Origin of the sequence: Pseudoalteromonas sp. SR44-5 (assembly GCF_014163675.1) — a bacterium.
GTDB classification, from domain to species: domain Bacteria; phylum Pseudomonadota; class Gammaproteobacteria; order Enterobacterales; family Alteromonadaceae; genus Pseudoalteromonas; species Pseudoalteromonas rhizosphaerae.
The window spans coordinates 138,268-152,616 of record NZ_JACJDT010000002.1; the positions used below are offsets into that span (position 1 = coordinate 138,268).

Annotated in this window: 14 protein-coding genes; 2 read left to right on the forward strand and 12 right to left on the reverse strand. The window is 42.4% G+C overall.

Annotated features, from left to right (window positions below):
• Positions 1–49: 49 nt before the first annotated feature.
• Entirely contained in the window at positions 50–1,990 is a 1,941-nt protein-coding gene (gene acs, locus H5154_RS01730) for an acetate--CoA ligase (RefSeq protein ID WP_182717187.1), read from the reverse strand.
• A gap of 307 nt (positions 1,991–2,297) precedes the next feature.
• Between acs and H5154_RS01735 the strand changes: the two genes are divergently transcribed.
• Positions 2,298–3,461, forward strand: coding sequence for a DcaP family trimeric outer membrane transporter (locus H5154_RS01735; RefSeq protein ID WP_145235291.1), 1,164 nt, complete (start codon positions 2,298–2,300; stop codon positions 3,459–3,461).
• Between the two features lie 198 nt (positions 3,462–3,659).
• Here H5154_RS01735 and recA read toward each other — a convergent pair whose 3' ends face one another.
• Together recA and H5154_RS01745 are read right to left on the reverse strand one after the other, a co-directional pair.
• Positions 3,660–4,706: a recombinase RecA gene (gene recA / locus H5154_RS01740; protein ID WP_145235287.1), complete on the reverse strand. Its 1,047-nt coding sequence runs from the start codon at positions 4,704–4,706 to the stop codon at positions 3,660–3,662.
• 68 nt (positions 4,707–4,774) lie between these two features.
• Positions 4,775–5,263: a CinA family protein gene (locus H5154_RS01745; RefSeq protein ID WP_145235284.1), complete on the reverse strand. Its 489-nt coding sequence runs from the start codon at positions 5,261–5,263 to the stop codon at positions 4,775–4,777.
• 21 nt (positions 5,264–5,284) lie between these two features.
• On the opposite strand from H5154_RS01745, the gene mutS reads away from it, so the two are divergent.
• Positions 5,285–7,855, forward strand: a complete 2,571-nt coding sequence (gene mutS / locus H5154_RS01750) for a DNA mismatch repair protein MutS (RefSeq protein WP_182717188.1) — start codon at positions 5,285–5,287, stop codon at positions 7,853–7,855.
• 104 nt (positions 7,856–7,959) lie between these two features.
• Here mutS and rpoS read toward each other — a convergent pair whose 3' ends face one another.
• The 9 genes from rpoS to ftsB are packed head-to-tail and all read right to left on the reverse strand — an operon-like array spanning position 7,960 to position 14,348.
• Positions 7,960–8,955: an RNA polymerase sigma factor RpoS gene (rpoS, locus tag H5154_RS01755; protein ID WP_145235280.1), complete on the reverse strand. Its 996-nt coding sequence runs from the start codon at positions 8,953–8,955 to the stop codon at positions 7,960–7,962.
• A gap of 60 nt (positions 8,956–9,015) precedes the next feature.
• Positions 9,016–9,840 carry a peptidoglycan DD-metalloendopeptidase family protein gene (locus tag H5154_RS01760; protein WP_145235278.1) on the reverse strand — a complete coding sequence of 275 codons (825 nt, stop codon included), beginning with the start codon at positions 9,838–9,840 and terminating at the stop codon, positions 9,016–9,018.
• A gap of 40 nt (positions 9,841–9,880) precedes the next feature.
• A complete protein-coding gene (locus tag H5154_RS01765; protein ID WP_145235276.1) occupies positions 9,881–10,459 on the reverse strand; it encodes a YqaA family protein in 579 nt (192 codons plus the stop codon).
• A gap of 9 nt (positions 10,460–10,468) precedes the next feature.
• Positions 10,469–11,107, reverse strand: a complete 639-nt coding sequence (locus H5154_RS01770; RefSeq protein ID WP_145235274.1) for a protein-L-isoaspartate(D-aspartate) O-methyltransferase — start codon at positions 11,105–11,107, stop codon at positions 10,469–10,471.
• The gene (gene surE, locus H5154_RS01775) at positions 11,097–11,861 is read right to left on the reverse strand and encodes a 5'/3'-nucleotidase SurE (RefSeq protein ID WP_145235272.1); all 765 of its coding nucleotides are present in this window, start codon (positions 11,859–11,861) and stop codon (positions 11,097–11,099) included. The genes H5154_RS01770 and surE overlap by 11 nt, the downstream gene beginning before the upstream one ends.
• Positions 11,842–12,891 (reverse strand): tRNA pseudouridine(13) synthase TruD, encoded by a 1,050-nt coding sequence (gene truD / locus H5154_RS01780; RefSeq protein WP_145235270.1) that lies wholly within the window; start codon positions 12,889–12,891, stop codon positions 11,842–11,844. The genes surE and truD overlap by 20 nt, the downstream gene beginning before the upstream one ends.
• Positions 12,888–13,370, reverse strand: coding sequence for a 2-C-methyl-D-erythritol 2,4-cyclodiphosphate synthase (gene ispF / locus H5154_RS01785; protein ID WP_145235268.1), 483 nt, complete (start codon positions 13,368–13,370; stop codon positions 12,888–12,890). The genes truD and ispF overlap by 4 nt, the downstream gene beginning before the upstream one ends.
• Positions 13,367–14,068 carry a 2-C-methyl-D-erythritol 4-phosphate cytidylyltransferase gene (ispD, locus tag H5154_RS01790; RefSeq protein WP_145235266.1) on the reverse strand — a complete coding sequence of 234 codons (702 nt, stop codon included), beginning with the start codon at positions 14,066–14,068 and terminating at the stop codon, positions 13,367–13,369. The genes ispF and ispD overlap by 4 nt, the downstream gene beginning before the upstream one ends.
• A complete protein-coding gene (gene ftsB, locus H5154_RS01795) occupies positions 14,058–14,348 on the reverse strand; it encodes a cell division protein FtsB (protein ID WP_145235264.1) in 291 nt (96 codons plus the stop codon). The genes ispD and ftsB overlap by 11 nt, the downstream gene beginning before the upstream one ends.
• Position 14,349: the final 1 nt, after the last annotated feature.

A 14,349-nucleotide genomic window follows, 5' to 3' on the forward strand; every position in this document is an offset into this window, starting at 1 on the left:
CGATATACTACGTTTAGAATCAACTTCTAATCAAGTTTTTAACGCATATTTAACGATTTAATCGGTTCTCGATTAATTCATCAACCACACCAGGGTCTGCAAGTGTTGAGGTATCACCTAATTGCTCGTGCTCATTTGCAGCGATCTTACGTAAAATACGGCGCATGATCTTACCAGAGCGCGTTTTCGGTAAGCCTGGTGACCATTGGATCATATCTGGCGATGCAATTGGGCTAAGCTCTTTACGAACCCAGTTACGAACTTCTTTGGTTAATTCGTCACTGACCGTTATACCTTCGTTTGGCGTTAGGTAAACATAAATACCTTGGCCTTTAATATCGTGCGGGTAACCTACTACAGCAGCTTCGGCAACCGCAGGGTGAGCAACCAGTGCACTTTCAATCTCGGCAGTACCTAAGCGATGTCCTGATACGTTTAATACATCATCAACACGGCCGGTGATCCAGTAGTAACCATCTTCATCACGGCGACAACCGTCTCCAGTAAAGTACACACCCGGATAAGCTGAGAAGTAAGTTTGTTCAAAACGTTCATGATCGCCGTAAACTGTACGAGCTTGTGATGGCCAGCTATCAAGAATAACTAAGTTACCATCAACTGCGCCTTCCAGAGCATTACCTTCAGCATCAAATAATGCTGGCGCAATACCAAAGAATGGACGGGTTGCAGAACCAGGTTTCATATCAATTGCACCTGGTAAAGGTGTGATCATGATGCCACCAGTTTCAGTTTGCCACCAAGTATCAACAATTGGGCAGTTACCTTTACCCATGTTTTCGTAATACCAAGTCCATGCTTCTGGGTTGATTGGCTCCCCCACCGAGCCCAAAATACGTAGGCTATCGCGGTTTGAAGTCGCTGTTGGTTCATCGCCTTTGGCCATCAGTGCACGAATTGCCGTTGGCGCTGTGTATAAAATTGTAACGTTATGCTTATCGACTACTTCACCCATACGTCCTGCGGTTGGGTAAGTGGGTACACCTTCAAATAAGACTTGCGTACAGCCATTAACTAATGGGCCGTAAGCAATGTAACTGTGACCTGTGATCCAGCCCACATCGGCGCTACACCAAAAGATATCATCTTCTTTTAGATCAAATACATATTCGTGAGTCATCGATGCATATACTAAATAACCACCAGTCGTATGAACCACCCCTTTAGGCTGACCTGTTGAACCTGAAGTGTAAAGAATAAAGAGTGGATCTTCTGCATTCATCGGTTCTGGTGCACAGTCTGGGGCTTGATCAGCAACTAAATCATGCCACCATACATCATGTTCATGCCATTGTACCTCGCCACCCGTTAACTGATGTACAACAACGTGTTCGATGGTAGTGACCGACTGTTGTGCAACGGCTTCATCAACATTTGCTTTCAGCGGCACTGTATTGCCTGCACGACGCCCTTCATCAGAAGTAATAACAATTTTAGCACCAGAATCTTTAATACGATCAGCAATTGCTGATGGTGAGAAACCACCAAAGACTACCGAGTGAATTGCACCTAAACGCGCACATGCTTGCATTGCATAAACAGCTTGCGGTGACATAGGCATGTAAATAGCAATACGATCGCCTTTTTTAACACCGAGTTTTTTCAAACCGTTGGCAAATTTTGCCACTTCGTCATGCAGCTGTTGATAAGAAATATGTTCACTTTGCGAAGGATCGTCGCCTTCCCAGATCAATGCCGTTTTATCTGCTTTAGTTGCCAGATGGCGGTCAATACAGTTATACGAAGCATTAAGCTCACCATCTTCATACCATTTAATACTGATATGGCCTTTATCAAACGAGGTGTTTTTTACTTTAGTAAAAGGTGTTGACCAATCGAGACGTTTACCGTGCTCTGCCCAAAAACCTTCGGGATCATCAATAGATTGCTTGTAAAGTGTATTATATTTATCGTTATCAACTAAGGCTGCATTCTTGATATGTGCAGGAACTGGATAGATACTTTGTGACATAGTCGTCTCCATTTTAATTACTTGCCTAAGGCCTATCTTAAGGATCACCCAGCATAGCGGGCGAAAGTATTAGACCTTAGTTGTATTATCTTTGATTTATTTCACTGTACGCTCAAATTGTTTTAAAATTTCATCATTTTACGCTATCAATACAAAATGTTAATGATATGTTTATACTGAGATGGCAAGCTTGCCACCTTAGTCTAATAGACCAATAGGTAATTGAGTAAAAAGCATACTTAATCAAAAGTGGTATCACACCACAAGTATAATAATGCAACAAGCAGCCCCGAATAGGACTTTGACTATGACAACAAAATCAACAGTATTAAAAACACTTACTGCCACAGCCGTATTGTGCGCGCTTTCAGCAACAGCACAAGCCGCAACCATCGGTGGCACTGATGTGACTTATGGCGGTTATATAAAACTCGATGCAATGTGGAGTGATTATTCAGCTGGTGCGCCTGCAGGTACAAATGTAGGGCGTGACTTTTATGTACCAAGTACATTAACAGTCGGTGCCGACAACAACTCTGATGCTGTATTTGATATGCACGCACGTCAGTCTCGTTTTAATTTTGGCACATCAACACTCCTAGACAACGGCAAAACCATAAGTAGTAAAATCGAAATAGACTTTTTAGCATCTGCTGCTGGCGGTAATGAGCGCGTATCAAACTCATACGCGCCACGTATTCGCCACGCATTTATTTCTTACGACGGCTGGTTATTTGGTCAAACATGGTCAAACTTCCAAAATGTTGGTGCACTGCCTGAAACTCTTGATTTTGTAGGTCCAGCTGAAGGCACGGTATTTGTTCGCCAAGCACAAGTTAAATACACAACTGGCGCATGGTCTTTCTCGTTAGAAAACCCTGAAAGTACAATTACAACTTCAAATGGTATGGCTGTAACCGATGATGCATCATTACCGGATTTCACAGCACGTTACACACATACTGCTGATTGGGGTAACTTAGTGGTTGCAGCGCTTGCTCGTCAACTTACTTATAAAGTGGGCGGCCTTGACGCTGATGAAACATCAATTGGTATTAGTGCATCAGGTATGTTTAAAGTTGGCCAAGACAACGTTAAATTTATGCTTACCCAAGGTAAAGGCTTAGGTCGTTACGTTGGCTTAAATGTTGCGCATGGTGCAGTGCTTAATGGTGATGAGCTAGATGCAATTGACTCTACATCAGGGTTTATCGCTTACCAGCACAATTGGAATAACCAATGGCGCTCAACATTCCTTTACTCGTTCTTCTCAGCAGACAATAACACTGATTTGCTTACGATTACCGGTGACCCAACTGAATCTAGCCAAAGCTATAGCGCTAATATTTTATACTCACCAGTTAAACGTTTAACGTTTGGTGCTGAGTTAAAGCATGCAGAACGTGAAACAGAAAGTGGCGTTGATGGTGATTTAGATCGCCTGCAGTTCTCAGTTAAATACGCGTTCTAAGCTAAAACTAAAATTATATTACTTCCTTAAGCGGCTTTGGCCGCTTTTTTATGCCTGTGATATACCTTATCAAAGTTAAATTATCTACACCCAATTGGCTTAAGGTATTGGCTGTTACAAATACAAAAAAGCCGCTAAATATTATTTAGCGGCTTTTTTAATGTTAAGTGCGGGTCAAATCGCGCTTATTAAATACTTTTAAAGCTCAGCATCATCTGCTAACACTGTATCTTCAACATCGTCAGGCTTAATTGTTGCTTTTAATAGCAACATATCACGTAACTTACCTTCAATCTCATTAGAGATCTCAGGGTTCTCTTTCAAGAACTTAATTGAGTTTGATTTACCTTGACCAACTTTACTACCATTGTAGCTATACCAAGCACCTGCTTTTTCAACTAGCTTATGCTTAACACCTAAGTCAATTAGCTCGCCATGCTTAGAGATGCCTTCACCATACATGATGATAAATTCAGCTTGCTTAAACGGAGGAGCAACTTTGTTTTTCACCACTTTAACGCGGGTTTCGTTACCCACCACTTCGTCGCCCTCTTTAACAGAACCGATACGACGAATATCTAAACGTACTGACGCGTAGAATTTAAGTGCGTTACCACCAGTAGTGGTTTCTGGGTTACCAAACATAACACCAATTTTCATACGGATTTGGTTAATGAAAATACATAAAGTGTTTGAACGTTTGATATTACCAGTTAGCTTACGTAATGCTTGTGACATTAAACGTGCTTGTAGGCCCATGTGTGAATCACCCATGTCGCCTTCAATTTCAGCTTTCGGTGTTAATGCCGCAACCGAATCGACAACAACCACATCAACAGCGCTTGAGCGTACTAACATGTCACAAATTTCAAGTGCTTGTTCACCTGTATCAGGTTGTGAAACTAATAACTCATCAATATTTACACCCAATTTTTGGGCATAAATTGGATCAAGTGCATGCTCAGCATCAACGAAAGCACAGGTTTTACCTTCTTTTTGTGCTTCAGCAATAACTTGTAATGTTAGCGTTGTTTTACCTGATGATTCAGGGCCATATATCTCAACAATACGCCCCATAGGTAAACCACCTATGCCTAATGCGATATCAATGCCCAGAGAGCCTGTTGATATAGCATCAATATCTAACGCTTTATTGTCACCCAATTTCATTATTGAGCCTTTACCAAATTGACGTTCAATTTGAGATAAAGCAGCGTCCAACGCTTTTTGTTTGTTATCGTTCATTTTACTCTCCAAATCCGGCTAATGCAGACAAGTATACTGTATGAAATCACAGTATCAAGCTAATTTTATTAATTTATCTTTTCTATAATGGTTTTTAATGAGTAAACAATAGCTTGCAACCTAACTTGCGCTCTATCGCCTGCGAATATCTGTTGGCTCGGATACTGTTTCTCGCCAATTTGAATACAAAACCATACTAAACCTACTGGTTTTTCTGTACTGCCACCACCTGGACCTGCAATACCCGATACTGCAACCGAAATATCTGCCCCTGCGGCCTTACACGCACCCGCGGCCATTTGCAAAACAGTTTGCTCACTCACTGCGCCGTATAAAGTTAAGGTTTGCTCTGTAACCCCTAGTAAATCCTGCTTAGCTTGATTACTGTATGTTACAAATGCACGGTCAATATAAGCCGAGCTGCCAGGGGTATCTGTTAACGCATAACTCACTCCACCACCAGTACATGATTCAGCACTAGTGATCCATAAGCGTTTATCCGTTAAAATAGCACCTAACTGCGCAGCAAGTGTTTTAATCTCTTGATGTAATTCCATATTCAGCCTTTGGGTAAATACATGTCGTTCGATCTTTATGCACCGCACAATATAAGTCAACAAACTCCGATGATGCAGCAGTATCTAAAAATAAAATCTGAGCATCGTGATATTTTACTGTTTTATCGCATGGGCGATTTTTACGAGCTATTTTTTGATGATGCAAAACGTGCAGCACAACTGCTTGATATTTCACAAACTCACCGTGGTAAAGCCGGCGGCGATCCTATTCCTATGGCAGGCGTCCCTTATCATGCGGTAGAGAACTATTTAGCTCGTTTGGTACAAATGGGTGAATCCGTCGCTATTTGTGAGCAAATAGGCGACCCTGCAACCAGCAAAGGGCCTGTTGAGCGCAAAGTTGTACGCATTGTTACCCCTGGCACCATTTCTGATGAAGCACTATTACAAGAGCGCCAAGATAATTTACTGACCAGCGTTTGGCAAAGTAAAAAAGGCGTGTATGGCATTGCTTACTTGGATATTAACTCAGGCCGTTTTAATATTGTTGAAGTAAATACTGAAGAAGCATTTAGTTCAACTTTACAACGCTTAGCACCAGCAGAGTTACTCTATAGTGAAGACTTTGCCAACTTTCATTTGATTGAACATATTAAAGGTATTCGCCGTCGTCCTGAATGGGAGTTTGACTTAGACACTGCACAACATTTGTTATGCGAGCAGTTTGGCACCAAAGATTTAGTCGGTTTTGGGGTTGATAAAGCAACAGCTGCATTAGTTGCCGCCGGTTGCCTTATGCAATATGTGAAAGACACACAACGTATTGCTCTACCCCATATTCGCGCCATCACATTAGAACATAACGAACATGCAGTAATCTTAGATGCTGCCACCCGTAAAAATTTAGAGTTGACCGTTAACCTCTCTGGTGGCTTTGAAAACACCTTAGCACAAGTACTTGATAAAACAGCAACAGCGATGGGCTCACGGCTATTAAAGCGTCGTATTCATACACCAATACGTTCTAAACCTGAGCTTAACGCTCGCCTTAATGCGATTAGTGCCATTATCGATGTACAGCTGTGTGGTGAGCTACATGAGTCGTTAAAACAAATAGGTGATATTGAGCGGGTTATTGCTCGTTTAGCATTGTGGACCGCTCGTCCGCGCGATTTAACCCGTCTGCGTAGCGCACTACAAGCCCTAGCTCCACTGCACCAGCTATTAACCGAAGCCAGCGATCCTCGCATTAGTCAGATCATCGCGCAATCTCCTGAATTACCTGATTTACAGCAATTACTTGAGCAAGCAGTGATTGAAAACCCACCGGTACTTATTCGTGATGGTGGCGTAATTGCACCGGGTTACAACAGTGAACTCGATGAATGGCGTTCACTCAGCCAAGGCGCTACCGACATTCTTGAACAACTCGAACAGCGCGAGCGTGAACGCACCGGTATTAGCACCCTTAAAATCGGTTATAACCGTGTGCATGGCTTTTTTATTGAAGTAAGTCGTGCCAACGCACATTTAGTGCCCGCTGATTATATTCGTCGCCAAACGCTTAAAAATAACGAACGTTATATAATTCCAGAGCTTAAAGAGCATGAAGATAAAGTGTTAGGTAGCCAATCAAAAGCTCTGGCGCTTGAAAAGCAACTTTACGAACAACTGTTTGAATTTATTGCCCCGCACATTGAACAGCTACAAATAATGGCGGCAGCACTGGCAGATTTAGATGTGCTAAATAACCTTGCCGAGCGTGCAATTGCATTGAACTATGCAAAACCGCTACTGTGCGATAACGATGACATTAGTATTAAGCAAGGTCGCCACCCAGTTGTTGAACAAGTAATGAAAGACCCTTTCATTGCCAATCCTGTAGAGCTTAATGCTCAGCGTAAAATGCTGATCATTACGGGACCAAATATGGGCGGTAAATCAACCTATATGCGCCAAACTGCACTGATTGTGTTAATGGCACACATTGGTAGCTTTGTGCCAGCAGACAGCGCTAAGATTGGTAATATCGACCGTATATTTACACGTATTGGCGCCAGTGATGACTTAGCATCAGGTCGCTCAACCTTCATGGTCGAAATGACCGAAACAGCCACCATTTTAAACAATGCAACCGCGCAGTCACTGGTGTTAATGGATGAAATTGGCCGAGGGACGAGTACCTACGATGGTCTATCATTAGCTTATGCAACAGCGGATCATTTAGCATCAAAAATATCCGCTAAAACTTTATTCGCAACCCATTATTTTGAACTTACCGAACTGGCCGAGCAACAAGCGGGACTGGTGAATGTTCACTTAGATGCGATAGAGCACAACGACACAATTGCCTTTATGCATACCGTACTTGATGGTGCCGCAAGTAAAAGTTTTGGCTTGCAAGTAGCGGCCTTAGCTGGGGTGCCAAAAGCAGTTATAAAACAGGCAAAACAAAAGCTTAAAATGCTGGAGAATCATCAGCCAGTTACTGCGGATATCAATGCAGTACAGCCATCATTATTTACAGCTGAACCATCACAGGTAGAAGCACAACTCGCTGAGGTTGATCTAGATAACTTAAGCCCACGCCAAGCTCAAGATTTACTATATAAGCTAAAATCGCTGCTGTAGCATGCTTTAAGCACAAAAAAAGCTGAAGAGTTAGCTCTTCAGCTTTTAATAATTATTTTCTGTGTGTGTTTGTGTTGCTGCGTCTATTGCTGTATCAGTCAGTGTTATGAAAACTGATCAAACAAGCTATCAGTGCTTAATCCTTCATGCTGCAAAATATCTTTTAAGCGGCGCAGTGCTTCTACTTGAATTTGTCTTACTCGTTCACGCGTTAAACCGATTTCACGACCCACATCTTCAAGCGTTGATGGCTCATAACCTAACAAACCAAAACGACGTGCAAGCACTTCACGTTGCTTAGGATTAAGCTCACCTAACCAGTCTACAATGTGCTTATTAATATCATTATTTTGTACTTCGCCTTCCGGGCCAAAGCCTTTTTCATCGGCAATAATATCTAACAATGCTTTATCGTTTTCACCACCAATAGGTGTATCTACAGAGGTGATTTTCTCGTTTAAACGCAGCATTTTAGTTACGTCTTCAACTGGTCGGTCTAAACACGCTGCAATTTCTTCGGCAGTGGGCTCATGGTCCAGCTTTTGCGTTAGTTCACGTGCGGTGCGTAAATAAACGTTAAGCTCTTTCACTACATGGATTGGTAAGCGAATTGTGCGGGTTTGATTCATGATGGCGCGTTCAATTGTTTGACGGATCCACCAAGTCGCATAGGTCGAAAATCTAAAACCACGTTCAGGATCAAATTTTTCAACGGCGCGGATCAAACCAAGATTACCTTCTTCAATTAAATCAAGTAACGCAAGGCCACGATTGTTATAACGGCGGGCGATTTTAACAACTAAACGTAAATTACTTTCAATCATTCGTTTACGAGAAGCGCTACAACCTTTTAATGCTTTGCGAGCAAAAAAGACTTCTTCTTCAGCACTTAATAATGGCGAAAAACCAATTTCACCTAAATACAGCTGAGTCGCATCTAAATTCTTAGTGATTTCCTCTTTGGCAAATATTTCATCTTCTTTGTCATCATCTTTATCGACGTCATCTAATAATTCAGAGTCTGTATCAGCGACAGCTATATCATCAAATTTATCATCAATCGCATCTTTCGTTTTTTCTATTTTTGCTGTGTTACCCATGAGCGTACCCTCAAGCAAACAAGTGATCTTATATCACTATGATCAATACCCGACCGATAGCTAAGGCAAATACTTCTCAGGATTAACAGCTTGTCCTCGGTAACGGATTTCAAAACGCAATGCCGTCACTTCAGAGTCTGAACTGCCAATCTCGGCTATTTTTTGCCCAGCTTTCACATCCTGTTTTTCTTTAACTAGCAACTTAGAGTTATGTGCATAGGCACTAAGATAATCATCATTATGTTTCAAAATAATTAAATTACCGTATCCTCTAAGTGCATTACCCGCATAAACTACAGTCCCTTGTGCTGCGGCAAAAACAGCGACACCTTTTTTATTAGTAATTTGTAACCCTTTATACCCGCTTTCCTTGGTTGAAAAACGCTGAGTTACTGTTCCTTTAGCTGGCCACGACCACTTAACTTGGGTCGAGGACAAACTGTTATTTTTACTAATTTTCCTATTGGCTTGTTTTTGAACATACTCTCGTTGTTTTGGCTGATCAAGCTCTTTCTTTAATTTTTTGTTATTTTTTTGTATGCCACTTGTAGACTTTTTACTCGGTTTCGTATATTTTTTATGCTTTTTTATTTTTTCAGGTACATTTTTAAAAGAAATTGTTTGCCCCGGTTGGATTATGTAAGGGGCTGGTATGCCATTATTTTTTGCCAACGTGCGGAAATCTTGCTGGGCGCTAAAGGCTATCGAGTATAACGTATCACCTTTTTTAACCGTGTAGCGGTCACCATTAATATTTACTTTACTAGTATAAGGTTTAACACTGGTATTTAAACTACTGACCGGAGCGGGGGCATGTCGAGATGAGCAGGCACTGAGCAAAACACTTGTAAATAAAGTAACATAGAAGACGTACTGTTTATTCATGGTGTTTTGCTCCTTGTGCTAAAAGTAGTTATTTAGATGCTTAACGTAATAAAAAGTATGCAACCACCACTAAAATCACTACCCCCCAGCCAAGTACCTCAACATATTGACGTAATTTTTGCTCCATTTTTACTCCGCCCCACTTCATTAGCGCTGAAACTAAAAAGAACCGCGCACCACGCCCGACAGCAGAAGCTAATAAAAAAGGTAAAAACGCCATGTGCAAAAGCCCAGCACCAATAGTAAATACTTTATAGGGTATTGGCGAAAAACCGGCTAAAAACACCACCCATACGCCATAATCTTTAAACCAGCTTAAAGCGGTATTAAACTTTTCTTGCCAACCCATTTGCGCTATTAATGGCTCTACTACAGGTTCAAACAACCAAAATCCGAGCAAATAACCTAAAATACCGCCAAGCACCGAAGCAACTGTAGCAAAAGTAGCATAGCGCCATGCTTTGCTCGGTTGTGCAAGCGACATCGGCGCGAGCATTACATCGGGTGGAATAGGAAAAATAACCGATTCAGCAAAACTCATCCCAGCTAAATAACGCTCTGCGTGGCGATGTTTTGCCCACACTAATGCCATATCGTATAACTTAGTAAACAATTTCAAAGTGACTTCCTATTCAATGTCGCCAGGGACTAAAGGTACAAATCTAACTGGCGCAATAACATGTTGAGTAAATTTTTCGCCTTCGCGCACAACCATAACCAGTTGTTGATCTTCATTACCGATTGGCGCAATCATCACCCCACCATCACTGAGTTGATCAAGTAATGCCTGCGGGACTTGCGATGCAGCGGCGGTTACAATGATGCCATCAAACGGCGCTTGTGACTGCCAGCCTTGCCAACCATCGCCATGTTTCATGGAAACGTTGTATAAGTCTAGGTTATGTAAACGGCGCTTAGCCTGCCATTGTAACGCTTTAATTCGTTCTACCGAAAATACTTTTGAAAAGGTTTTCGCCAGCACCGCTGTTTGATAGCCTGAACCCGTGCCTATCTCAAGTACTTTATCGCGCACGCCAGCCAAACGCAGTAACTCGGTCATACGGGCAACAATATATGGCTGTGAAATTGTTTGTCCTTGACCTATTGGCAACGCCGTATTTTGATACGCTTTATGCTTAAGTACATCATCAACAAATACATGACGTGGAATATCAGCAATAGCGCTGAGTACCAATTTATCTTCAACACCTTCACGCTGTAATAGGTCAGCGAGCGCACGGGCACTTCGAGTATAATTAGCCAGCACCGTTGATCTCCATTGTTTTAAGCCACTCACCAACCGCAGCCAAACTATCTTTCGCAGTCATATCAACACTTAGTGGCGTAACCGATGCATAGCCATTATTGATAGCATAAAAGTCTGTACCTTCTCCGGCATCACTTTCGGCACCTAAAACCCCATACCAATAAATGTCTCGTCCCCATGGATCTTGTTGTTTAGTCATGGTTTCTGCTTTATGACGCGCACCTAAACGCGTTACTTGCACGCCTTTTAGCTCAGATAACGGAATATCTGGCACATTAATGTTGATGATTTGATCTTTTGGCAATGGATGTGACGCCAGCTCTTTAATTATGCTGACAGTCACCGCTGCTGCCGTTTCAAAATGATTGCCTTCTTTTGAGCACAAAGACACCGCCACTGCGGGCAAGCCTAAATGACGTCCTTCGGTTGCTGCTGCAACAGTCCCTGAGTACAAAGTATCGTCACCTAAATTCGCGCCATGATTAATGCCAGCCACAACTAAATCGGGCTTTTCATTAAGTAATTCATTCACGCCCAAATGTACACAATCAGTGGGCGTACCATTGACCGAAATAAACCCGTTATCTAGCGTGGTAGCACGCAGTGGATTAAGTAGCGTCAGTGAGTTACTTGCGCCACTGCAATTGCGATCAGGTGCAACTAACGTTACGTCTGCAATTTGCGTCAATGCCTGATACAACACTGCAATACCTTTTGCATTAACACCATCATCGTTACTTAGAAGAATTTTCATTTTCAGCGTCCTGTTCTTTATGTACTCGTGGGCTTGCATCTGTGTAATCCACCAGCTCACGTAACAATGCCGTGGCAAAGGTGCCTTTGGGTAAACCAAAGCTCAATTTAATGGTAGTTTCATCAATCGTTGCAACGGTTAAATCTTGTGGGATCAAACGCAACATTCTGCGCTCATTTTTCAGCCCTAACTTACCAAGCCCTTCACACCAATCTTGATACGGCTCTAGCCATATTTTTTCTTGTTCGGTGAGGCCTTTTTCGCTAGTGCCGACCAATGGCGCAGACATCATAATATCGCCAGAGGCAAGACGAGCGATATTTTCATCGCTAATGGCATCTTCAAAAAATGCATTGCTACCACTGAGCATAAACACTTCACGGTGCATGGTTTTAGCTAAGCCGTGCTCAGCAACACGCAAATTCACTATTTGATTAAACACATAAGAACGTGCAGCAGAGATAATTAAACCACGTAGTTTTTTGTCACGAATGCGCTCACCGGCAAACATCTTTTTAGCCATCACTAAATTATGACCATCGTGACCAAAGCGTTGTTCGCCAAAATAGTTAGGCACCCCGGCGCGTACCGCGTTGATACGACAAAGAATGTCTAACGGCTGAGTTACATTACGTAGAATAATGCTGAATTTATTACCTTTGTGGCAGCCAGTCCGCAGCTTACGATTATGCCGTTGCTGAGCAATGATAAACAGTGATTCACTGTTTAGCTCAGTAAAATCAATGTCTTTTTTAATGGGTACTGGCACACTAAACCACTGACTACATACTCCGTGGCGATCTTTCATACCAGCGAAGCTGACATCACGTGGCGAAATCCCCGCTTTTTGGGCAAGTAATTTAGCAACGTATTGGGTATTTTCGCCTTTTTTAACGACCTGTAAACAGACGTGTTCACCACTGCCGGTAAACTCTATGCCTAAATCCTCATCAACCATAAAATCTTCAGCAGTGGTTTTAAAATCAGCTTTAGATAGTGGTGCACCGTATAAATAATTTAACTCGCTCATAGTGGTTGCTTGCTCATGATAACCACTGCATGACTTGAAATACCTTCTTTTCGCCCTTCAAAACCGAGCTTTTCAGTGGTTGTTGCTTTGACATTTACCTGGTCCAGTTCAGCATTTAAATCAGCGGCTAAATTCTTACGCATGGCTTGAATATGCGGCAGCATTTTTGGCGCTTGCGCTACTATCGTTACATCCGCATTACCCAGTACATAGCCTTGCTGCTTAGCTAAATCAACAACATGGCGTAATAAAATACGGCTATCTATATTCTCATATTCAATGGCGGTATCAGGAAAGTGCTTGCCAATATCGCCCATTGCTAATGAGCCTAAAATAGCATCGCATAGTGCATGGATCGCAACATCACCATCAGAGTGCGCTAAAAAGCCTTGTGGGTAAGCAATCTTTTCACCACAAATAGTTAACGGGCCTTCGCCACCAAATTTATGGACATCGAAGCCATGGCCTATACGAATCATGATGCATTCTCACTGTGTTGTTTTTGGAGTAAAAAGTTGGCTAAATCTAAATCTTCTGGAGTGGTTATTTTAATATTATCGCTACGCCCAGCCACTAGCTTTACGGGCTTATTCGCCCATTCTATTGCCGATGCTTCGTCGGTGATCGTAACCTGCTGAGCAAGCGCAGTTTGCAATGCCTGCGTTAAATCGTGGTACTTAAATAATTGCGGGGTCAACGCCTGCCATAAGTCATCCCGTGGCACTGTTTGTTGGCTATGAGTTGCACCGCGCTTAATGGTATCTTTCACTTTGCTTGCTAATATACCGCCTTCGTCAGCGTTAATACACTCACTAAGTAAGCGCTCAATATCAGCCAAGGTAACCAGCGGCCTTGCCGCATCATGCACTAACACCCAATCAGGCGGGTTATCTGCAAGCGCTAATAAGCCATTAAGTACCGAGTCGGCTCGCTCTTTGCCGCCACTTGCACGGACAATGCGCTGATCAATAAACTCCAGTGTAGCAAAATAAGGATCATCATCGCTGACGGCCACCACAATAGTCGTTAATTGTTTGAGTTGCGCTAGTTTAGCAAGTGTATGTTCAAGAATTGTTTTACCAGCCAAGCGAATGTATTGCTTCGGTGCGCTATGTTGCATACGGCTTCCCACGCCAGCGGCTGGGACTATGGCTGCAAGGGTATAATTAGTTGTCATTTTGTTGCTGCCCAGGTAAAACACGAATAAATGTTTCGCCGGGTTTGATCATCCCTAATTCATTTCGAGCGCGCTCTTCCACACCTTCTTGACCAAGCTTTAAATCTTCAATATCGGCTTTAAGCACTTTATTACGTTTGATCAATTGAGCATTAGTATCGTGATGTGAAGTAACAGCAGCTTTTAAACGACTATAATCTTGTACACCGTTGTGGCCAAACCATAATCGATATTGTACAAATAACGCTAAGCACAGCAGCGTGAATTGAAACAGTCGCATT

Coding starts and splice junctions, on each gene's coding strand:
- recA (WP_145235287.1), bottom strand. CDS start 4,706: ATGAACGATAACAAACAAAAAGCGTTGGACGCTGCTTTATCTCAAATT.
- ftsB (WP_145235264.1), bottom strand. CDS start 14,348: ATGCGACTGTTTCAATTCACGCTGCTGTGCTTAGCGTTATTTGTACAA.
- truD (WP_145235270.1), bottom strand. CDS start 12,891: ATGAGCGAGTTAAATTATTTATACGGTGCACCACTATCTAAAGCTGAT.
- surE (WP_145235272.1), bottom strand. CDS start 11,861: ATGAAAATTCTTCTAAGTAACGATGATGGTGTTAATGCAAAAGGTATT.
- H5154_RS01745 (WP_145235284.1), bottom strand. CDS start 5,263: ATGGAATTACATCAAGAGATTAAAACACTTGCTGCGCAGTTAGGTGCT.
- H5154_RS01760 (WP_145235278.1), bottom strand. CDS start 9,840: ATGAATAAACAGTACGTCTTCTATGTTACTTTATTTACAAGTGTTTTG.
- acs (WP_182717187.1), bottom strand. CDS start 1,990: ATGTCACAAAGTATCTATCCAGTTCCTGCACATATCAAGAATGCAGCC.
- ispD (WP_145235266.1), bottom strand. CDS start 14,068: ATGACAACTAATTATACCCTTGCAGCCATAGTCCCAGCCGCTGGCGTG.
- ispF (WP_145235268.1), bottom strand. CDS start 13,370: ATGATTCGTATAGGCCATGGCTTCGATGTCCATAAATTTGGTGGCGAA.
- H5154_RS01735 (WP_145235291.1), top strand. CDS start 2,298: ATGACAACAAAATCAACAGTATTAAAAACACTTACTGCCACAGCCGTA.
- mutS (WP_182717188.1), top strand. CDS start 5,285: ATGTCGTTCGATCTTTATGCACCGCACAATATAAGTCAACAAACTCCG.
- rpoS (WP_145235280.1), bottom strand. CDS start 8,955: ATGGGTAACACAGCAAAAATAGAAAAAACGAAAGATGCGATTGATGAT.